Consider the following 20,442-nt stretch of genomic DNA (forward strand, 5'->3'; position numbering starts at 1 on the left):
CAAGCGTCTGTTTGCCGGGGCGGTCGTCTGCCCGACCGGATGTCCTTCGCGGGGTCGGCAGGGGCTGCGCCCGACCGCCTTACGGCAAAAAGCAAATTCCCGTGCTGCGAGACGTGAGGTGCGTCAGGCCACTACTTTCAAGTCCGCGGAACGAACCGCAGAACTGCTAACTGCTGGTGGAACCGAGGGAGTTGTGGCATGTCGCAGCGAGCGCTGCTGTTGGTGGTGGTCGTCCTGGCATCCGTGGTGGTGGGGCTCGTGGCCGGCATCCTCGATTTCGTGGGCGCGGGAGAGGTCGTCACGGCCATCCAGAACGGTGGTGCCGCCTGCGGAGCCGCTGTTCTTATCGGGCTGGCGGTCGTCTCCTGGCTGAGGTCGTCGTGACCCAGGAGGAATGGGCGAACGAAGAGGGGCGGCTGAAGTACCGGCGAGTGCTGCGGGCCGTCGAGAAGCTACGCAGCGTCGCCGATGCTGCGACGACGTACCGGCTTGCCTTTCAAGTGGTCTACCTTCACTGCTGGTCCCGCCATGGATCACTGGCGGAGGTGGACCGGTTGTGGGGACCGGGTTCGGAGTCAGCGGGGGCCAGGCTCGGCGCAGTGTGGCCGCGTACGCCCGTTGCTCGCGCCCACAGTCTTCCTGCGTATCGCGACGAAGGTGTGAGCCGTCCCTTCGAGCTCATCGACCCGGCCCTCCGTGAGCTGATCGCGGAGGTGCGGCGGCTGGATCCGGACCCGAGGCTCCTTGACGTGCTCCTCGACACGTACTCGACACGCTATGCGCGTGGCGATGACTACTTCACGTCAAACGACCTGGCGTACCTCTTCGCGGGGCTGGCCGCTCCTCGAAGAGGCGAGATTGTTCGGGACCCGGTGTGCGGCAGCGGGCGACTGCTGCGCGCCGCCGCACACCGGGCTCGGGCACAGGGGGGTGAAGTGCGCTTGTCCGGTGCGGATATCAACAGGACGGCGCGTTATGCCGCAGCCGTCAACCTCGCCCTGCACGGATTCCTTGCCGACCTCGGCAAGGAAGGAGCTGACACCCTCAGGGCCGGCACTTCACCGATACCGGCCGACGTGATCGTCGCCAACCCTCCTGTGAATCAGCGGGACTGGGGGCACGGTGAACTGAAGGACGACTGGCGGTGGACCCTGGGGGTGCCACGTCCGGGAAACGCGAACTTCGCCTGGGTCCAGCACATCCTTGCCGATCTCACGCCACAAGGACGGGCCGTCGTTCTGCTGTCTTCCGGCGCGGCGCACAGCAGCAACAGCACCGACGGACTGATCCGCCGTGGGCTGCTGGAGAACGGTCTGGTCGTGGGCGTCGTGACCTTGCCGACGTGGCTCTTTCCGCACGCCAGCGCGAGCACGGCGCTGTGGCTGCTGGCCAAAGGGGAGCGGCCGCACTCCGATCAGGTCTTGTTCGCGGATGCAGGGAAACTGCCAGCAGCGAAGAAGGGGCAGCGGCGCCACTTCGAAAAGGACTCGGCCGAACGCCTGCTGCAGATCTTCGGTGAATGGCAGGGACTTCGACGCCGTGAGGGCGAGGGGAACCCTGAATCCGTCCCATGGTGCCGTGCGGCGAGGTACGAGGAAATCGCTGAGGCGGGCTTCGATCTGACTCCCGCACGCTACGTACGGAACAGGGGCACCGCGCAGTTGCATTCAAATGACGGAGACCGGAACCGGAAGGCCGAGCTGTATGAGTGCATGGATCGTAGCGCCGCAGCCAGGAACCGAGTCCGTGACGCCCTGGAGAGCAGGCATGACTACAGAATCGGATGATGTCCCCACTCCGTGGCCCGTCGTTGAGTTGCGTGAGTTCCCTGGGGTCGAGTACGCCGCCTACGGAATTGCGCGACAGCAGAAGGCATCCGGCGGAATCCCGATGATCCGCGCCACAGAGATCGTCGAGGGAGGTGTGCACGTCCAGGAGTTCACATTTGTGCCTCCCGATGTGGCCAGACGCCACCCACGCAGCACGCTGAGGTCTGGGGACCTCCTTGTCGTGCTCGTGGGGCGTGTGGGGGAGGCAGCAGTTGCAGGGGAGGAGCACGCAGGATGGAATGTCGCCAGGTCGCTCGCGGTCGTCCGCTGGACACCAGAGGGCCGCGCCCAACAATGGGATCTGTGGCTTCGATGGTGGCTGAAGACCTCGCAGAGCCAGAGCTATCTCACGCTGTCCTCGTCGAACGCCGAGCACATGACCTTGCCTCTGCAGGCACTCAACCGACTTCCCGTGCCAGTGCCTCCAGCGCCGGTGCGGGAGAGGCTGCTTTCGCTGATCTCGCTTGCTGAGCGCAAGAATGCGTTGAACACCCGGATTGTGTCTTGCGCGACGGAACTAGCGGATGCGCACTTCATGGAGGCGCTGCAGACGTGCGGGCAAGGTCCCGCTACCGAGCGTGCAGTGGGCGAAGTGTGTCAGGTTACGGCTGGTGCAGCACAGTCTCTGCCGGACAGCGAACAGTCGGCTATGCCGTGGGTGTCTCCCCGCGAGGTACTGAACTGCAAGACAGTACATCTGGGTGCAGTGACTTCACGCACCGTGGCGCAAGCAGAGGTTGTATGCCCGTCCGGCAGCCTCTTGATCGCGCCCCGTCCCGGGGAGGTGCGGACCGTGCTCACTACTACCCCGGTAGTGCCAGGTCGGCGGACGCTCGCGATTTACACAGAGTCCGAGGTCGATCGGATGTGGTTGTTGCACTCGCTGCGTTACCGGAGGCGGGAGTTGACGGCCGTTACGCAGGGTGAGCAGGCCCGCGCGATGAGGCGCAAGGACTTTTCCCGTTACAAGATCCCCTGGCCGACCGATGCGGTGAGGCGGGACTTCGCCAAGCGTGCTGCTGCCCTGCACGACCTCGCCTACGCCTCCGCCAGGGAGCGACACGCGATGGAGGAACTGGTGGTGCACGAGCTGGAGAAGGGGGGCCTGGCGCGTCTCACCTCGGCCAGCTGAATACCGAGCTGATCCACGTTGCTCCTCTCTGGAGCACGGAATCCAACGCTCTGAACGAACGGCGCAGTACCGCGCGCACCGCTTCTCCGCTGGCGGTCCGAGAGAGCCCTGACCAGCCATGTTTGGGTGCCACCGGCAGGACTCGAACCTGCCGCCAAGCGCTTAGAAGGCGCCTGCTCCACCCGCTGAGCTATGCAGGCTGACCTGCGACAGTGCGGAAGCTTCTGACTATGCCCCGCCAAACCGGAGGCATACGGGATCTGTGGACGCTCGCGCCGGCCTCGAGGTCTGGACGTGCATTCTGGGCGGCGGCCAGGCGTCGGAGCTGGCCGCTGACGTCCGGGGAGACCGCGAGTGAGCGCGAGCGCTGTGCTGCTCTGCGAGGTTCGGTGCGGTGGCACGAGTCTGATGTGGCGCTCGTAGAAGTTCCGCAGACTTCAGGCGTGTGCGGACGCTTCCGGGTAGCGTTGGCGATCTTCGGTGTTCTTGTACTTTGTCGCGCATCCCGTGCTGGGATGGTGCTGGGATGCGCCTGCATTTCCGCAGGTCACGGCCTTGTGGTGGAGTTCCGCTTCAACGTCTAAACCTTCCAGCGAAAGGCCGTCTGACCTGCGATGGAGCGGGTTGGGCGGCCTTTGTCTTAGGCCGTCGCCAAAAGCCGGAGGCGCTGGGTCGGCGTTACGAAAGTGGAGGCGAATCGTCTCCGGAGAACACCCCGTATCGCCGAGCTCGTGGAAGGATCGCCGCAACCGGGTGGCGGATCCCCGACTGTGGTTCTGGGGTCACGTGCTCGGAGCCCTTCACGGAGGAGCGCGAGCGGCGACGGGGCGGCTTTGCGCCCAGCGGGTCAGGGGAACTGGACGAACCGGCGTCGCCGGGCGTCGGCCTACGGACGTTCCCAGCCGTTGGCGAACTCGCACTGGAGGTCTGTCCAGCGGCGAAGTTCTGTGGGGCTGTCGCTGGGGTGGCCGAGGCGTCCCATGCCCTCGACCCACTCGTGCCAAAGGCCGTCGGGCTCCGTGAAGCGGGCGGCGTGGTGGGTGCCGAGGTGGGCGTCGAGGCGGAGGAGGGCGCCGAGGGCTGCGGGCTGGTCGTAGTGGAGGTCGGTGCGGGGGAGGTAGTGGTCGAGGTAGGCGGTGAGGATCTCTGCGTCGGCGTGGCTGCCGAAGCGGGCGAGGGCGAAGCAGTAGGCGGCGCCCGAGTAGCGGACCTCGCTGGCCAGGAGCAGGTCGCCCAGGCGCGTGCGGAACCGTTCGCGGCGGTTGACCCCGATCAGCCAGGCGGCGGTGAGGCGTGAGCGCCATTCGAAGGCGAGGAGGACTTCGAGTTCGCCGTCCGTGATCGTGGTGGCGTCGTCGATCAGATGCCGGGTGAAGCGGGTGGTGCGCCGCCATCGGGGGCCCATGAAGTGCCCGCTGTTCAGTACGAGGTAGCGGGGGAAGCCGCCGTACGTCCTCGTCACGTAGCGCTTGACCGTGCGGTTCCGGCCGGTCTCGTCGGGGGGTTGGGGCGGCATCGGGTGCCTCTCCGGGTAGTGGACGGTGCGGTCGATCCAGGTGCCGACGAAGACATCGGCGATGCGTCAGGCGCACCGTCCCCTTCCGGCCGGAAGGGGACGGCGGCATCCGATTCATTCGCAGGACCTCGCGCCTTGCCGCAGAGACCCGCCAGAGACACCGCCGTCCCAACCATCTGGTGCGGCCCCACTGCGTTCAGCTCCGGTGGCCGCGCTTGAGGCCGCAACGGTCGAGGAGCGGAGCTTCCGGAGGTCTTCGGTATCGGTCGAATACACCACCGTACTGATCGCCCCTCGTGTCAGCGGCATCTTGTATGTATTGCGGCTCAGTCGGTCCATCGGGCATTCCGCGCCTCGACCGGCGTGACAGGGGCGGTGTACGAGGGGCTGCACGACGGAGTACGTCGCAAGCACAGGGGCGCCGCGCCGCCTACACGGTGCCCGGACCGTGGCGGGCCATGTCAGAGCCCGTACTCGTCCCTGCTGTTGTCCTCGCGAGGCGATGTGCTGCCCTCCGCCGTCCAGGGCGCGAAGGGGCCGGCATCCGGGCCGGACTGCGGGTCGGGGTGCGAGGACGGAGGCGGTCCGGACGTGGGGGTGCGCGGTGGCCAGGGGCCTGCGGAGGGTTCACCGGTCGGCGGGGGGTTCTCCGCTGTCTCGTCAGGGACAAGGCCGAAGCCCTGCGCGATGTCGTCGGCCGCGTCGTCCAGGCCCTCGGCCCTCAGGGACCGCATCACCCGGTGTACCAGGACCGCATACGCATCCATGTCCGGTTTGAGGCCGGCGACCTCGAGCAACAGGCGGAGCCGGTCGGCGACTCCGACTTCCTCCTCTCTTTCGAACGGTTCCGGGCCGGGGCCGTCCTCGGCCCACAGAGGTGCCCCGACCGGAACCTCGGCGGATGTTCCGACGGGCGGGACGAGGAGATGACGGAAGAGTTCGGGCACTTCCTCGTCCTTGGCCGCGGACGCGATCTGGGCCAGCGGGCCGATCATGGTGACGGCCTTCTCGATCTCGTCCTCGTGACGGGCCAGCCACCACACCACCGCGCTGCCCGCGCTTTTGAGGACGTCGTCGCCGAGATATCGCCGCTTGCTCCGCTCGTACTGACGCTCGTGTTCCCAGAGCTCTTCGTCCTTGCGCAGGTTGTTCAGCTTCCGAAGACGTTCGCGGTCGGCGGGAGCCAAGGTCAGTGTCACATCGGCCGCCATGACCAGAACCCGTTCGTACCGGTCGGGGCGCGCGACGCCCAACTCCCCGTCCAGCAGGTACTGCGCGAAGTTTGCCCGATCGGGTTCCTCGTGGCGTACCAGCTCCCTGGCCCGGGTGACGACCGAGGACACGGCGAGGGCCGGTGAGGCGTCTTCGGACCGGCGGACGTGGTCGGCGACGGGCTTCCACCACACAGTGGCGGAGAAGAGGAAGTCGTAGCCGTCGACCGCGCTCGGCAGCGCCGCGTCGGTGACACGCGTTTCCCTGTACGGCTCCTCCACCGGGGCGGGCGGTTCGGGTTCGCCGGGCTCGTACGGGTCTGCCGCCGCGCGGTCGGAGCCGAGGACCGTCACCAGGAGCAGCAGCGAGCCCGAGGTCGTGACCATGGACAGGAAGCCCCACTGCCACACCGACCAGTGCAGGAGGCCACTGAGCGCGGCCGGTGCGAGTCCGCACACGGCGACGAACAGAATTCGGGCGAAGGGGTGACTCATCGTGTCTCTTCCGTTCTCCGTTGTCCGGCGTCCGCACGGCCGTACTGCGCGTGGTCGATGTGCTCCCAGAAGAGGGCTGCCACCGCCGCCCGGTTCGATTCGTGCTTCGCCCCCGCCCAGACGCAGGCGAGGGTGTAGAGGCGGTGAAGTGCGGTCGTTCCACCGCCGGTCGCCCTGACGATCAGGCCCAGTGCCATCCGCTGAGTGCGGTCGTGGACGGCGGTGTTCAGCCAGCTGTCCACCAGAGGTCCCCAGAGCTCCGTGGGCTGCCGGGAGAACACCCCCGCCCACCCCACGAACAGGTCCGGCCACGTCCGTGGATCCGGCGCCCGATCACTGCGCAGCAGTTCCGTGAGCAGCCGGAGATCAGCTTCGGCATCACGTCCCTGCTGAGCCAGCCGAGTACGCAGGCGGTCGATCAGCAGCCGGAAGAGTCTGCGGTCGTGACCGACGAGACCGAAGAGCGCCTCCCGGGCCGCACTCGCCGCCTCCCCCGTTCGAATGGCCAGATAGTGGAGCCGTACCACTGCCTGGGCCGGATGCGTCGCGCTCAGGCTCTGGACACAGGCTGCAGTCAGCACACGGGCGAGCCCTTCCGACAGGGAGCCGGATCTCGCGGAGTCGTACATCTGTCTCCGGAACCAGCCACCGAACCTCTCATGACCCAGCCCGAGTGCGAGGGCCGCAACGGCGCGAGGGTCGCAGTGCGGGCCTCCCGGCCGGTCGGACCAGCGCACGGTCAGTCCGAAGAGGTCATCGGGCCGGCCGGTGGCCAGGGCCTGCTCGCCGAAGCGGACGACGACACCGACACGCTCGTCGTTGGTCAGCCCCTCCAGCCCGACGGTGTCACCGATCCACTCCCTGAGATCGTCGCGCACCCCGGGGAAGTCCGCCCAGAAGTACGTGCGTACTGCCTCGGCATACGCCAACTGTGCGAAGCGGAGTCTGCCGTCCGTGGCCCGTTCGATCCCGAGCTTGTCCAGCCGCTCACCGAAGCCCGTCCGGGCGAGTTCGGTCGTCGCTTCCTCCTCGTGCCGTACCGCCCTCATCAGACCGTGCCACGCCGCGTAGACCGTGTCGGACGGGGCATCCTCGAACATCGCGGCCGCGAGCAGCAGACTTCGCTCAGGGGTGGATTCGGCAGTTGTGACCTGCCGGCTCACCTCCTTGGCCCGGTCGGTGACCGCGTGCATGGCCTGGTCGAGCCACCCCGGGAAGCCGGAGCCGAACCGGCCGCTGTCCCGGGCATCCCGTACCAGGCTTGCCAGTCCAGCCAACTCGCGCATGGGGGAGCGGTCGCACAGCTGCCGAAGACCGGCACTCGCGAGTTCGGCGTAGCGGAAGGACATCCGGTCCATGCGGAAGCACCGGGTGACCACCGCGATGCCTCTGGGGCGCCCCAGCCTCACCGTGTGCGGTTCGAGCTCCGGTGGGTGGGCGTGCTCCATGCCCGTCGGAAGGGCGACGACCATATGGGCCTTCGCCTCCTGGACCTGTGCACGGATCGTGGACAGGCGACGCTGGGCCCGGTGGTACGCCTCTTCGTCCGTGAATCCCGAGAGGTCGACGAGGAACCGGTCCCCCGCGCCGGGCGCCAGCGGGCTGTCGTTCTCACCCGTGACGGGAAGTTCCTCGAACCGGATCCCTTCCCCGGCGGAGCCCCCGCCCTCGTTGATCCCGTGCAGCAGCATCATGGCCGCGGCACGTCGACCGCTGCCCGGCTGCCCGTGCAGCAGCACCACTGATCCCGGCGTTTCCAGACGGTCGGCGGCGACGCGGTAGCCCATCGGCGGAACGAAGCGGTCGGCCAGCCACTCCCGGTCCTCGCGCGTGATGCGGACGGACTCGGTGCCTCTGCGAACCGAGCGGTCCGATGCGGTGGTGTAGTAGGCGTAGATGTTCTGGGGCCCCGGGCCGTTGTTGACCGGGCCGTGCGCGTCATTGACAGTGACGTGGTCCTGTTGACTCATCGCTCGTCGTCCGAGCGGCGGCGCTCACGCTCGAAACGCTGGTGGACCGTGCCGCTGTTGTTGCCTGCCGTGAACTGAACGCCAGTGTTGTCGCCCTCGAAGTGGGGGGCGTTGTACTGATTCCCCCGGCCGGTGTTGACGGGCCCCTGCGGCCGGTTGACGAAGGTGCCGGAGAGGTCGCCGTTGAGGTTTCCGATGCCACCGTCCACATGCTGTTCGACGTCGTGCGCCCGTAGCCTCGTGTGTCCGGCGTCCCGTTCCGACGCTTCGCGGGACTCCGCCTCCGTCCGTTCCCGCTTCGCTCGGGCGTCCTGGTCGGCCGCACCCAGCTCAGGCAGAAGCCGGGCGAGAGTATCGCCGAGCCCCGACAGGTCCGCGCCGGCGTTGCGGTGGTCGAACCGCCGGTACTGGCAGTCCGCCAGCTCCAGCAGATCGTCCGGGAGGACCGCGCGGTCGATCCGCGTTGCCCTGCCCACGAGCACGGGGATCACCAGGACGCCGCGATCGAGTGCGGTCTGGATCTCACGACGGGTCCAGTCCTTTTCGGCGTCGAGCGCGGGGCGGCCGTCGGCCCCCCGCACGTCCGCCCAGCGCGGACCGATCACGGCGAGGAGGGCCTGGCACTCCTCGACCGCCTTGAGCAGTTCCGCCGGGTAGCGGTGGCCGGGCTCGATCGAGCTGCTGGCGAAGAAGATCCGCTCTTCACCGAACCGGCGGACAAGTTCCTGAGCGATCATGGTCGCCGCGGATTCCTCGTCACCTGTGCGGTAGTTGACGAAAACGTCGGACATGAAGGTTCCTTCCGTGAGTGGAGTACGGGGTGTGCGGGCACCGGACGGCGTCGGCACGGGATCGTGGACAGGGAGCCCGGTCCGCCGGTGCACAGGCCAGGCCGTGCGACATCAGCTCGGGACACGGGCACGGGGACAGGACGCGTCGTCACACGCGGGAAGCCGGAGCGGCACGCGCCCGGACATCAAGGCCGGGCGGGTGAGGAAGAGGGGCACGAGGCTGCCGGAGACCGGGAACGACGAGGGGCCGTGCGAAGCGGCGCGCCGTACGGTTCGACCGGTGGCAGGTCGTGAGCTGAGCGTCAGTCCTGCGCGGGTGCGAGCACGCGTGCGAGCGCGGGCTGGACGTCGCGGACGGCGCGATTGTTCCGGAAGCGGGAGAGTTCCCGGGCAAGACGCCGGACGTCGCTGTTCACCGTCGCGGAGGGTACGGCGGGCATGACGGCGAGAAGATCCTCGGCGATGGCGCATGCGTGCTCGACCTCGCCGGAAGCAGCGTGGGCCAGGGAGCGGCGGAAACCGTACCGGGTGCGCGTGCGGAGCGCGTGCGCGGGCAGCCGGTGCCATTCCCGGTCGAGTACCTCGGCGGCGGCTTTGGGGCGGCCGAGGTCGTACAGACACCAACCGGTCGACATCTCGGCCTGATCGGCGACATGGGTGGTGCCGATGGCGGGCTCGGTGGCGCTGTCCTCGTCGTGGCCCGAGAGCAGTTCACGGGACCGGTCGAGGCTGCGCAGGCAGTCGACTTCGTTGCCGACGAGCGCGTGCCCCTGAGCTTCCCTGCCTGCCGCGAGTCCCCGGATGCGAGGCGGGAGCGAACTGCTCTGGGCACGTCGGGCCAGAGCGACGGTGGTGGCGGCGTCCCCGCCGTACATGGTGACCAGGGCACGACGCACGAGAGCGTAGGAACCGAGGTGTGGGTCGCCCCCGGCACGTGCCAGTTCCGCGGCCTCGCCCGTCCAGCCGAGTGCGGCCTCGCTGTTCCCGGCCTCCTGGGCCATCCAGCCGGTGAATTCGGCGAACCGCGACGCGAGCAGGAGGGCGGGGATCCGGGAAGCCGACCGAGTCTCGGCGGCGAGCCCGGCGACCATGTGGGTCTGGGTCTCCAGCAGCGGCAACAGAGCCTTGGGCGCTGTGGACTGCCCGAGCTTCCGTAACTGATCGAACTGCAGACGGAACGACGGAAGGAGGGGCTCGATCGTCGAGGAGCGGGATTGCCCGCCGAGCCTCATTCCCAGATCGGTCAGTGCCCCCGTCCCTGCTGACAGCACCGCTCGTCGCCCGACGGCCCAACGGCTCGGACCGGAAGCATCCGGGCCGGCCCCGGGCCGAGCGGCAAGGCGCTGCAGCTCGCCGTCCGCGCCGAGGAACGCGTCGCACCTCCGCGCCAGGTCCGCGGAAGCGGAGCGCTCGCCCCGTTCGACTTTGCTGAGGTGCCCCTTGTCGTAGTTGAGTGCCACGGAGAACTCGGTCAGTGTCAGCCCCGCCTCCACCCGTAGACGGCGGAGTTCCGGGCCGAAGCCTGAAGTCGTGCTCATCGTCAACCTCCCCTTGGGCCGTGTGCGTGAGAACCGTCCGTCCTCACACGAGCCGCCGTCCGGTCTTCACCGGCCGACGCGCAGCCGACAGCGGACACACGCAGTAACGGCATCGTGTCGCTGCGGATCCGAAAGGAGTCTGGCACGCGGCGTGGCTCGGGGATCAGCGATCGAAGGCGTTGCCTGTTGCCTCTTTCGGTCTCCCCAGTTCGTCGTTCGTTCCAAGGGAGACGAGATCGCTCAGCATGGGGAGGGGGGGCTTGGCCCGGAGCTCCGCCGTGTACGGGTGGAGCCGGGGCCTGTACGTCGCCGGGATCAGGGGCTCGCATCGCTGTTCGCCCACCGGCGGCGCGGCATCCTGGCGCGGGTCGGACATAGGCGATGCCTCTGGGCGCCCGGCACCCGTCTCGCCCCCGGTGGATCCGTCGGCTCGGCCGGGTCGCGGCCGTGAGGGCCGCCCCCCGACCCCTACCGCTTTATCCCCACCCCCGCCAGCAGACTGATCTGCGCGTCCGCGATCTCTCCGCCGTCCGCGCCGAGGCCGTTGGCGCGCCAGCGGTGGCAGCAGACGATGCCGGGGGTGATGAGGTCGAGGCCGTCGAAGAAGCGGGCGACGTCGGTGTGGGAGCGGAAGTGGACCGGGGTGCCGGACTTCGTGTAGACCTCGGCGACCTGGTTCCAGGTCGGGGGGTCGAAGTCGGGGGTGCAGTGGTTCATGGCGAGGGCGCTGCCCGCGGGGAGGGGGTCGAGGAGGCGGCGGACGATGGCGTACGGGTCGTTCGGTTCGGTGATGAAGTGCATGAGGGCGTTGAGGGAGAGGGCGACGGGGCGGGTGAAGTCCAGGACTCCCGCCTCCTCCACGGCGCTCATCAGGGCGTCGGGGTCCGTGGCGTCGGCCTCGACGTAGGCGGTGCGGCCCTGGGCGGTGCTGCGCATCAGGCGCTCGGCGTACTTCAGGACCAGGGGGTCGTTGTCCGCGTAGACGACACGGGCCTCGGGGACCACGGACTGGGCGACCTGGTGCAGATTGGGCTCGGTCGGGATGCCGGTGCCGATGTCCAGCCACTGGCGGATGCCGTGCTCCTGCGCCAGGACCTTGGTGGCCCGGTGCATGAAGGCACGGTTCTCCCGGGCGGTCAGATAGAGCCCGGGGTGGGCCTCGGCCGCCACCAGGGCCGCGTCCTTGTCGACCTCGAAGTGGTCCTTGCCGCCGAGGAAGTAGTCGTACATCCGGGCCGAGTGCGGCCTGCTCGTGTCGAGGTCCCGGCCCGTCTGCCTGGCGCTCATGTGCGTCCCTTCGTGCCTGTGTCGGTGTTGCTTCCCGTGCTGCTGCCCGTGCCGGGAACGGGGCCGGCGGCGTCGTCCCCGCCTACGCGGCCCCCGGATCCCGCGCCCTCAGCCCGCCGCCAAGTGGTCCGCCAGCCCCGCCTTGACCCCGCGCACGAACGCCGCGATCTCCTCCGGCGCGTAGATCAGCGCGGGGCCGGCCGGGTCCGTCGACTGGCGGACGGCCACGCGGCCGTCGTTGAGCTGCTTCGTCTCGACGCACTGGCCGCCGTTGGGCCCGCTCCAGGGGCGCTCCCAGCCCTGGTCCCCGAGGTCGGTGGCGGGCATTCCGTTGTAGATGGACTCGTCGGTGATCGTCATGATGCGTACTCCTTGCGCATGCGGTCCAAGAGCGCCCGGCTGGCCTCGGAGGACGTCAGCAGGGCCATGCGGGTGTGTGCCTCGAGATGGGAGACGACGTCCGCGCGCTGGTCGAGATAGACGGAGGCGGACAGCAGCTCGCTGTAGACGATGTCGGGCAACTCGGGTTCCTCGAAACGGAAGTACGTGAACGGGGCGCACGCGCCCACGTGCGCGCCGGCCGAGAAGGGCACGATGTCGAGGCTGACGTGCGGCAGTTCGGAGAGGTCCAGGAGGCGGTCGAGCTGCTCCCGCATCACCTGGGGTCCGCCCACCACGCGGTGCAGGACCGCCTCCTCCATGACCACCCACAGGGTGGGCGCGTCCTCGCGTTCCAGCAGGCTCTGGCGGCGCAGCCGCAGCTCCACGCGCCGTTCCACCTCCTCCTCGCTGCCGTGCGGGAGGCCGCCGCGCAGTACGGCGCGGGCGTAGTCGGGGGTCTGCAACAGGCCGGTGACGTACTGCGGTTCGTAGGTGCGCAGGGTCTTCGCGCCGGTCTCCAGGCTGACGTAGGCGGTGAACCAGCCGGGGACGGCGTCCCGGTACGAATGCCACCAGCCGGGCCGGTTGGCCTGCTCGGCCAGGTCGACGAACTCGTCGATCTCCTGGCGGTCCGCGCCGAAGGTCTCCAGAAGCTTCTCCACGTAGAGGGGCTTCAGGGCGACTTCGGCCTTTTCGAGACGGCGGATCGTCAGGGTCTTCACGCGAAGCGCCTTCGCCGCGTCCTCCAGTGAGGCCCCGGCGGCCAGCCGCATGTCCTGGAGCCGGCGGCCCAGGATCATGCGCAGGACCGTCGGCGCACTGGTGCCGGAACGGGCTTCGCTCACGCCCTACCTCCTGAGGGGCCGTCAACATGGTCATTCTCGCACCGACTTGATGCATACACCAGGTTGATAACAGCGCCGCTGAAATTATCAGGGAGTCGGTTGCAGCATGAATGCGTCCGCGCGCATAGTGGGGGTGTGAGCGGTGGGTCACAGCTCCGCAGCAGGGTCCGGCCCGGAGGGGACGCGCGACGCCGACGGTGTCGCCCGCACCCCGCCGCCGTACGCCTGCTCCGACGCACGTCCCCTGCCGCTCGTGTTGGGCCCGCATCCCCTCACCGCGCCCGCCCCCCCGGGGCAGCGCTGGAAGGCGACAACCGTGACGACGTCCACGCCCCCGGCCCCCGCCTTAGTCCGGGCCGGGTCGCGCCGGGAGTACTGGTTCGGCCTGCCCGCCCTGCGCACCAGCGCCAGAGCGGCACGCGACACCGTGCGCGACCGGCTCCGCGCCTGGGAGCTGCCCGGCGACACCTGCTGCGACGCGGTGCTGCTGGTCTCCGAGCTGGCCACGAACGCCCTCCTGCACACCGGCAGCGGCCATCTGCTGTGCGGGCTCACGCTGACCGGCGACGGGCGGAGCCTGCGCGTCGAAGTCCACGACGAGAGCAGCGAGCCGGTCCACCCGCCCGGACGCCGCAGCGGCCCCGGCGAGGAGGGCGGGCGCGGACTCCTCCTCGTCCAGCAGCTCGCGGACCGCTGGGGCTCCGCCCGTTCCACACTGGCCGAAGGAAAGGCCGTCTGGGCCGAGTTGACCGTTCACGCCTAGGACACCTGTTCCGGTGCCGTCGGACGCGTCCCGCTCCGCTCCCGACGGCCCCGGTGACGGTACGTCCCCGCCGCGCCCCTCCGTGCGGCGGGCGCACCCCTCCCCCCTCGAACCGTCCGCAGAAGGCGCCCATGACTTCTTCGACCCGTACGACGTCCTCGGACTCCCCGATTCCCCCCGGCCCCGGCGGACGCGTCCGCCCCGTCGTGCTGTACGTGTGCGCGGACCGCACCACCGGGACGTCCGGGGAGGCGACGCGGCGTGCCCAGTCCGAGGGCCGCGCCTTCGCCCGGGAACGCGGTCTGACCATCGCCGAGGTGGTCACCGACGTCTACGGCGAGCCGGACCCGGCCCGCCGGCGGGGCTGGCGGCGGGTGCGGCAGCTGGTGCAGAGCGGCGACGTCACCGCCGTCCTGGTCCGCTGGCCCAGCGCCATCGCCCCGGAGTCCGCCCGCGCACTGCGCCGCCGCGAGGCCGCCTGGCTCCGCGACCGGGGTGTGCGCGTGCGCTACACCTGGGCCCCGCTCTCCGCCCAGGGCGCGGAAGCCCGCTGAACCGGCGGCCCCGGCCGCCCAGGCCGAAGCGGTCACTCCGGCCGCCTCGCGGGGCGGCGCGGGGCGGACGCGCCTACGCCGTCTCCAGATACGTGCCGTCCACCACCACGCAGTCCTCCAGGTCCTCCAGCTGACCCTCCAGGTAGGCGACGAAATCCGCCGCCGTGGGGCCGCTCGGGCCCACCTCGTGGTCCATGTCGAGGATCTGGCCGCGGCTGCCGTCCGCACCGGGGTCCAGGTCCAGCACCGCGCCGTTCCCGGAGCCGTCCGCGTCCAGCGAGATCCAGCCGGTGTTCCACCAGCCGCGCCGGAGCGCCCGGACGTCGCTGTTCTCGTCCGCCTCGAAGTCCGCCACGTCGTCGAAGTCGCCGGAGTCCAGCAGCTCCCGCCAGATCCCGGTCTCGCGCACCATCTCCGCGCAGGACAGCAGCGTGCCGCCCGGCCAGCCGTCGGACGCGGTCCCGTTGTGGCGCAGGAGCGAGACGCGGACCGCCTCGGGCAGGGTGACGCCCAGCTCCTTCTCGGCGGCGGCTATCTCCTCGGGCGTGGCCGGGGGCAGCAGGAAGCGGGACGCGTCCTGTTCCGCGTACCACGTCTCGATCTTCTCCCACGCGGCCGAAACGGCTTCCCCGACCTGTCCGGGCATGGTGGCTCTCCTCATCGACGCCCAACAACGCTCAAGGCGTCGCAGCCTAGTGCCGGGGTCGGACACCGGGGCCGGGGCAGCCTCCCCGGCCCCGGTCGGTCAGGGCCGGGTCACCGTCAGTTCCCGTACGCCCGTCGGCGCGGCCGGATCCGCGGAACGGACCGTCAGACGCACCTGACGGGCCACCGCCCCCGCCCGGAACGGCTCCCAGCGGCGGCCGTCCACGGAGGTCTCGATCCGGGACGCGGCGGGGCGCACGTCCGTCCAGGAGGGCTCGGCGGACGCCACCGGGGCCGCGCTGCCCAGGTCGACCGTCAGTGAGCCGGTGGCCCCGTCCGGGGACCAGGCCGTCGCCGGGCTGCCGTCCACCGCCGCGGCCGCGTACAGGCCCGGCGCCTCGGACGTCGCCGTCACCGGCCGGCAGCGGGCCGCGTCCCGGGTCGGCGTCAGATCCGGGCGGCGGGTGGGCAGTGTGAGTACCGAGGAGAGGCGGCGCGGGCCGGCGGGCGTCGTGACGGTGAAGGGGGCGCCCGACGTGAGCCGGACCCGGGTCGTCCGGGGGCCGATCCCGATGTCGTACGTACGGCCCCGGAAGCGCAGCCCCGTCAGGGTCACGCCCTCGCCCAGCTGCGGCGGCAGCATCGGATCCAGCCGGATGCCGTCCTCCCGCAGCCGCAGACCCGTCAGCCCGTGCGTGAACACCTGGAGGAAACCGCCCTTCCCGGTGAGGAAGTCCTCCGCCGGGAACCCCGAGAGGGGATCCTGCGCACCGGCCTTCGCGCCGCGCGCCTCGCTGAACAGGGCGTACGGACCGCGCATGAACGGGCGTACGGACCGCTGGAGATAGGTGTACGTGGCGCAGCCCGGCTCCCCGGTCGTCGCCGCGTCGATCGCGTGCACCGAATCGGTCATCGCCGGACCGTCCGGATCGGTGCGCTCCGCGTAGTAGTCGAGCGTCGCGGCGGCGGCGCCCGGCTCCATCGGCCACTCCAGCGGATAGACCAGCAGCACGGTGTCGGCCTGCTTGATCGTCGAGCCGTCGTACCCGGCGTACTGGAGGAACAGCTTCCGCTCGGGGTCGTACGGAATGCGCAGCCCGTCCGCGACCCGGGTCCAGGGGGGCGGGGCCGCGTGGCCGAGGAGCGCGGCCGCGCGGGCGGCGTGGCGCAGGGCGGTGGCGGCGCCCGCGTTGGTGAACACCCCGTCCGTGACGCCGTTGCTGTACTCGTCGGGGCCCGCCACCTCCTTCACCGAATAGCTGCCGTCGTCGTTGGCCGTGGCCCGGGAGACCCAGAAGTCCGCGATGCCCCGCAGCAGCGGCCAGCCGCGCTCCGCCAGCCAGGCGCGGTCCCCGGTGGCCAGGTAGTACTGCCAGACGGCCAGCGACACATCGCCCTGGAGGTGGTTCTGGGTGACGCAGTGCGGCGGGTTCCAGCTCTGGCACTCCGACCAGAGGTCGCCCCGGCTCGCGCTCGTCCAGGGGTAGAACAGCCCCTGGAAGCCCAGCTTCCGCGCGTTGGCGGCGGCCCGGTCGCGGGTGCGGTAGCGGTACTCGACGACCGAACGGGCCAGCTCCGGGCGGGTGGCGAGCAGCCCCGGATACATCCAGGTCTCCGCGTCCCAGAACACCATCCCCGCGTACGCGTCCCCCGTCAGCCCGGCCGGGGCGACGCTGTCGCGGGCGCCGGGCCGGGTGGAGGCGAGCAGCCCGTACTGGGCGGAGCGCAGCCACCGCTGGAGCTCCGGGCTGCCCGGCACCGCCACGTCCGCCGACCAGTCCCGGCGCCAGGCCGCGGCGTTGCCGGCCAGCACGGCGGACCAGCCGCGCCCCGCCGCGCGCCGCGAGGCCCCGCGCGCCGCCCGGAGCGGATCGCGCGCGGTGAGCGCGGTGTCCACCCCCACGTACTTCTCGAAGGTGTACGTCCGCCCCGCCCGCACCCGGGTGGCCCGCCCGTCCGCCCCGGCCGGCCGCACGGTCCGCGCGATCGCGCCCGCCGTTCCCGTGCCCCGGGTGCGGAAGGTCCCGTCGTCCTTCAGGTCGATGCGGCGCGCCCCGCGCGGGTCCAGCCGGCCGCTCACCGTCGCCGTGCCGCTCCACCGGGGCGTCAGACGCAGCCGCACCGCGCCGGTGTGCACGTCCGAGCGGTCCGCCAGCACCTCGTAGTCGAGGTCCGTCTCCCGGCCGTCGGCCGCGGTCCAGCGCAGCGAGGTCCGCACCAGTCCGCAGCGCAGGAACACCGTCTGCCGGTAGTGCGAGACCCGGCCGGCCGGGGTGGCGGAGCCGAAGGTCTCGCCGCCGACGCGCACATCGAGGTTCGTCCAGCCGGGCAGCGCGGCGATCACTTCGCGCCCGGCCGCCAGGTCCTTCTCGCGGCCGTACAGCCCGGCGACGAACGCCCCGTCGTAACGCGGGGTGAACAGCGGCCAGCCGGTCTTCTCCGCCCGTTCGGCGTACCCCGCTCCGGCCGGCGGGACGCGGTGGCCCAGATAGCCGTTGCCGACGTACGGGTCGTAACCGGCCGCCTCCCCGTACGTCGTGGACGTCAGGGCCCAGGCGGGGTCCGTGTCCCGGCCGCAGGCCGCCGCCGCCGGGGCGGACGGCGCCCGCGTCCGGTCGCCGGCGGACGCGACGGGCGGCAGCGGCGCGACGAGCGCGCACGCGAGGAGACCGGCGAGGAGGGCAGCGCGGGAAGGACGGGAGGTACGCGAGAGGCTCACGGTACGAACGTAGGGACGCCGGCCCGGCGGGGCGGGGCACGGCGCGCGGGTGAACGGCTGACGTGACGACGGCCGGGCGCCCGGGGCCGGTCCCGGGCGGGGCCTGGGCGGACCTGCTCATCCGCTTCCGCCGCGACCCGCCCGGGGCCGGCCCCGTCGCCTCAGGCGGCCGTCCCCGTCTTCAGGCCCGCGCCGCACAGCGGGACGACGATGTCGGCGTCCCGGCGGTCGCCCACCGCCGCCCAGCAGGCCACGCCCGTCGTCTCCACGAAGAGCCCGCGCGCGGCCAGTTCGAGCTGGGCGGCCCGGATCCGGTCCTCCGGAACGGTGAGGAAGGTGCCGCCCGACTCCCGTACGGCCGCCAGGATCGCGCGGGCGCGCGGCGGGCGGGTGATGGCGATGCCCTCGGCGAGGGTGGGCGCGGCCCCGGCCGGGGTGTCGAGGAGGTCGTCGGCGCCCGCGTGGAAGGCCGCCGCGAGCGGGGAGACCGCCTCGGCCTGGACGGCGATCAGCGCGGGGCGGCGCGTGATCAGTCCCTGGGCCAGCAGTTCCGCCGTGGCCAGGGCGGCCCCGAGCAGCAGCGTGCCGTTGCCGACGGGCACGGCGAGGGCGTCCGGGAGGCGGCCCCCGAGGTCCTCCCACAGCTCGTAGACGTAGGTCTTGGTGCCGTGCAGGAAGTAGGGGTTGAAGACATGGGAGGCGTAGAAGGTGCCGGGGGCGTCGGCGGCGGCGCGGGCCGCCAGGGCCGTCGCCTCGCGGTCCCCGGCCACGGTCACCAGCTCGGCGCCGTGGGCGCGGATCTGCTCGGTCTTCTTGGGCGAGGTGCCCTCGGGGACGTACACCGCGCAGGGCAGTCCGGCGCGGGCGCAGTACGCGGCGACGGAGGTGCCCGCGTTGCCGCTGCTGTCCGCGACGACGCGCTCGGGGCCGAGCCGGCGGGCCAGTTCGGCGAGCATGACCGCGCCCCGGTCCTTGAACGACAGCGTCGGCATCAGATAGTCGAGCTTGGCCGAGACCGTGGCCGTGAGCGGGACCAGCGGGGTGCGGCCCTCGCCGAGGGTGGTGGCGGGGGAGGAGAGCGGCAGCACCTCCTCGTACCGCCACAGGGAGTTGACCCGGCCCGGCAGCGCGGCGGCGCGCAGCGGCCCCGAGGGGGTGAAGTCCAGGTCCCAGGGGCCCCGGCAGACCGGGCAGCACCAGGGTGCCGACGCGACGTCCGCGCGGGTGCCGTCCTGCGGGCAGTGATACGTGGTGGCCATGACGGCCAGCATGCCAGGGGGACTCCGGGGCGGCCGCGTACCGCGCGACCGCCCCGGGGCGTTGTCCGTACCGGACGGGCCTTCGGCTACCGCCTGTTCAGCCCGCGGTCGACGGCCTTCGTCAGCTCGCCGTCCTCCGTGTCGCCGTCCAGCGACCAGAACATCGCGCCGCCGAGCTTGTGGTCGCGGATGTACGCGGTCTTCGTCCGCAGGACCTGCGGGTCGTCGTACGTCCACATCGTGGTGCCGTCGAAGAGCCAGGCACTGCCGTCGCGGACATTGCGGTGGACCTTGAACGCACCGGATTCGGCCAGCTTCTTGAGGACCTTGTAGTCCTCGGAGCCGGCCGCCCAGGTGGCGGGCGCCGGGCCGGCCGCGGGCTGCCCCATGCCGGTGCCGCCCCCGGTCACGCCGGTCCAGCCCTGGCCGTAGAACGGCATGCCCATCACCAGCTTGCGGGCCGGAGCGCCCCGCTTCAGCCAGTCGCGCACGGTCCGGTCGACGCTGAAGTCGTCCTTCTTCGCGTACAGCGCGGACTGCTGGGCCGTCGTCTTCTCGCCCGAGACATGCAGGTCGTAGCCCTGCAGGTTCACGAAGTCGAAGTCGCGCATGAGGCGCGGGACGTCGAAGCCGGCGTCGATCTTCCCGGCCGACGCGGGCACGAAGGCCGAGAGGTCGTAGTGCTTGGGCTTCGGCTTCGGGCCGTGGTGGCCCTTGCGGGCGGCGGCCGCGTCGCTCTTCGCGTAGGCGTCGAGCTGGACGCGGAACTCGTGCACCAGCGCGGTGAAGTTCCGCTTGTCCTCGGGGCGGTAGACCGTGTCGGTGTCACCGGCGGATCCCGGCCACTCCCAGTCGAGGTCGACGCCGTCGAAGAGACCGGCCGCCGCGCCCTCGCCGCCGCGTGCCCCGTCCACCGGCAGATTGCCCTTGATGTACAGGTCGATGCAGGAGGAGACGAGCGCCTTGCGGGAGGCCGCGGTGCGGACCGCGTCGGAGAAGTGCGTGGACCAGCTCCAGCCGCCGAGCGAGATCATCACCTTGAGGCCGGGGTGCTTGGCCTTGAGCTCGCGCAGCTGGTTGAAGTTGCCCGCGAGGGCCTGGTCGTCGGTGTCGGCCACGCCGTCCACCGAGCCGGCCGCGTCCAGCGGGCGCTGGTAGTCGGCCCAGGCGTCGGCCTCGCCGGCGATGTTGCCGGTGAAGCACTTCCCCTCGGCGTTGATGTTGCCGAAGGAGTAGTTGATGTGGCTGAGCTTGGCCGCCTGGCCGCTGGTGTCCAGGTCCTTGACCTGGAAGTCGCGGCCGTAGACGCCCCATTGGGTGAAGTAGCCGACGCGCTTGTAGGCGGGGGAGGAGCCGTGGTGGCTGCCGCCCCGGTGGCCCTTGCCGTGGCCGCCGTGGGCGCTGGCGGTGGGGGAGACGGTGGCCGCCAGGGTGAGGGCGCAGGCGGTGATGGCCAGTCCGGACAGGGTTCTTCGACGCATGAGGCCCGTTCCTGTGCGTATGCGGA

At 70.9% G+C, this 20,442-nt stretch carries 17 protein-coding genes and 1 tRNA gene; 5 read left to right on the forward strand and 13 right to left on the reverse strand.

The window, feature by feature from the left end; translation table 11 throughout:
• The first annotated feature begins 198 nt into the window (after positions 1 to 198).
• The 3 genes from ACZ4FH_RS32325 to ACZ4FH_RS32335 are packed head-to-tail and all read left to right on the forward strand — an operon-like array spanning position 199 to position 2,961.
• The gene (locus ACZ4FH_RS32325; protein WP_018100890.1) at positions 199 to 384 is read left to right on the forward strand and encodes a hypothetical protein; all 186 of its coding nucleotides are present in this window, start codon (positions 199 to 201) and stop codon (positions 382 to 384) included.
• Positions 381 to 1,787, forward strand: a complete 1,407-nt coding sequence (locus ACZ4FH_RS32330; protein WP_467309337.1) for an N-6 DNA methylase — start codon at positions 381 to 383, stop codon at positions 1,785 to 1,787. Before ACZ4FH_RS32325 ends, ACZ4FH_RS32330 begins: the two co-directional genes overlap by 4 nt.
• Positions 1,768 to 2,961 (forward strand): restriction endonuclease subunit S domain-containing protein, encoded by a 1,194-nt coding sequence (locus ACZ4FH_RS32335; protein WP_467309338.1) that lies wholly within the window; start codon positions 1,768 to 1,770, stop codon positions 2,959 to 2,961. The genes ACZ4FH_RS32330 and ACZ4FH_RS32335 overlap by 20 nt, the downstream gene beginning before the upstream one ends.
• 123 nt (positions 2,962 to 3,084) lie before the next feature.
• Here the strand turns inward: ACZ4FH_RS32335 and ACZ4FH_RS32340 are convergent.
• The 9 genes from ACZ4FH_RS32340 to ACZ4FH_RS32380 form a co-directional block, all read right to left on the reverse strand.
• A tRNA-Arg gene (locus ACZ4FH_RS32340) sits at positions 3,085 to 3,158 on the reverse strand.
• A 689-nt stretch (positions 3,159 to 3,847) separates the two neighbouring features.
• Positions 3,848 to 4,477, reverse strand: a complete 630-nt coding sequence (locus tag ACZ4FH_RS32345; protein WP_467309339.1) for a DUF6000 family protein — start codon at positions 4,475 to 4,477, stop codon at positions 3,848 to 3,850.
• 461 nt (positions 4,478 to 4,938) lie between these two features.
• A complete protein-coding gene (locus tag ACZ4FH_RS32350) occupies positions 4,939 to 6,183 on the reverse strand; it encodes a hypothetical protein (RefSeq protein WP_467309340.1) in 1,245 nt (414 codons plus the stop codon).
• Complete coding sequence (locus tag ACZ4FH_RS32355; protein ID WP_467309341.1) at positions 6,180 to 8,153, reverse strand: hypothetical protein; 1,974 nt, start codon at positions 8,151 to 8,153, stop codon at positions 6,180 to 6,182. The genes ACZ4FH_RS32350 and ACZ4FH_RS32355 overlap by 4 nt, the downstream gene beginning before the upstream one ends.
• Entirely contained in the window at positions 8,150 to 8,944 is a 795-nt protein-coding gene (locus ACZ4FH_RS32360; RefSeq protein ID WP_467309342.1) for a toll/interleukin-1 receptor domain-containing protein, read from the reverse strand. The genes ACZ4FH_RS32355 and ACZ4FH_RS32360 overlap by 4 nt, the downstream gene beginning before the upstream one ends.
• 302 nt (positions 8,945 to 9,246) lie before the next feature.
• A complete protein-coding gene (locus tag ACZ4FH_RS32365) occupies positions 9,247 to 10,482 on the reverse strand; it encodes a helix-turn-helix domain-containing protein (RefSeq protein WP_467309343.1) in 1,236 nt (411 codons plus the stop codon).
• A 468-nt stretch (positions 10,483 to 10,950) separates the two neighbouring features.
• The gene (locus tag ACZ4FH_RS32370; protein WP_467309344.1) at positions 10,951 to 11,769 is read right to left on the reverse strand and encodes an SAM-dependent methyltransferase; all 819 of its coding nucleotides are present in this window, start codon (positions 11,767 to 11,769) and stop codon (positions 10,951 to 10,953) included.
• A gap of 108 nt (positions 11,770 to 11,877) precedes the next feature.
• Positions 11,878 to 12,129, reverse strand: coding sequence for a DUF397 domain-containing protein (locus tag ACZ4FH_RS32375; protein WP_467309345.1), 252 nt, complete (start codon positions 12,127 to 12,129; stop codon positions 11,878 to 11,880).
• The gene (locus ACZ4FH_RS32380) at positions 12,126 to 12,995 is read right to left on the reverse strand and encodes a helix-turn-helix domain-containing protein (RefSeq protein ID WP_467309346.1); all 870 of its coding nucleotides are present in this window, start codon (positions 12,993 to 12,995) and stop codon (positions 12,126 to 12,128) included. Before ACZ4FH_RS32380 ends, ACZ4FH_RS32375 begins: the two co-directional genes overlap by 4 nt.
• A 316-nt stretch (positions 12,996 to 13,311) precedes the next feature.
• On the opposite strand from ACZ4FH_RS32380, the gene ACZ4FH_RS32385 reads away from it, so the two are divergent.
• Positions 13,312 to 13,758, forward strand: coding sequence for an ATP-binding protein (locus ACZ4FH_RS32385; RefSeq protein ID WP_467309347.1), 447 nt, complete (start codon positions 13,312 to 13,314; stop codon positions 13,756 to 13,758).
• 131 nt (positions 13,759 to 13,889) lie between these two features.
• Positions 13,890 to 14,312 carry a hypothetical protein gene (locus ACZ4FH_RS32390; protein WP_467309348.1) on the forward strand — a complete coding sequence of 141 codons (423 nt, stop codon included), beginning with the start codon at positions 13,890 to 13,892 and terminating at the stop codon, positions 14,310 to 14,312.
• Positions 14,313 to 14,385: 73 nt separating this feature from the next.
• Here ACZ4FH_RS32390 and ACZ4FH_RS32395 read toward each other — a convergent pair whose 3' ends face one another.
• The 4 genes from ACZ4FH_RS32395 to ACZ4FH_RS32410 form a co-directional block, all read right to left on the reverse strand.
• Entirely contained in the window at positions 14,386 to 14,958 is a 573-nt protein-coding gene (locus tag ACZ4FH_RS32395; RefSeq protein ID WP_467309349.1) for an SMI1/KNR4 family protein, read from the reverse strand.
• A 99-nt stretch (positions 14,959 to 15,057) separates the two neighbouring features.
• Positions 15,058 to 17,676, reverse strand: a complete 2,619-nt coding sequence (locus tag ACZ4FH_RS32400) for a glycosyl hydrolase family 65 domain-containing protein (protein WP_467309350.1) — start codon at positions 17,674 to 17,676, stop codon at positions 15,058 to 15,060.
• A 161-nt stretch (positions 17,677 to 17,837) separates the two neighbouring features.
• On the reverse strand, positions 17,838 to 18,935 hold the full coding sequence (locus ACZ4FH_RS32405) for a threonine synthase (protein ID WP_467309351.1): 1,098 nt from the start codon (positions 18,933 to 18,935) through the stop codon (positions 17,838 to 17,840).
• 86 nt (positions 18,936 to 19,021) lie between these two features.
• Entirely contained in the window at positions 19,022 to 20,416 is a 1,395-nt protein-coding gene (locus ACZ4FH_RS32410; RefSeq protein WP_467309352.1) for a glycoside hydrolase family 18 protein, read from the reverse strand.
• Positions 20,417 to 20,442: the final 26 nt, after the last annotated feature.

The sequence above is a fragment of the Streptomyces sp. NPDC024555 genome, assembly GCF_055559335.1.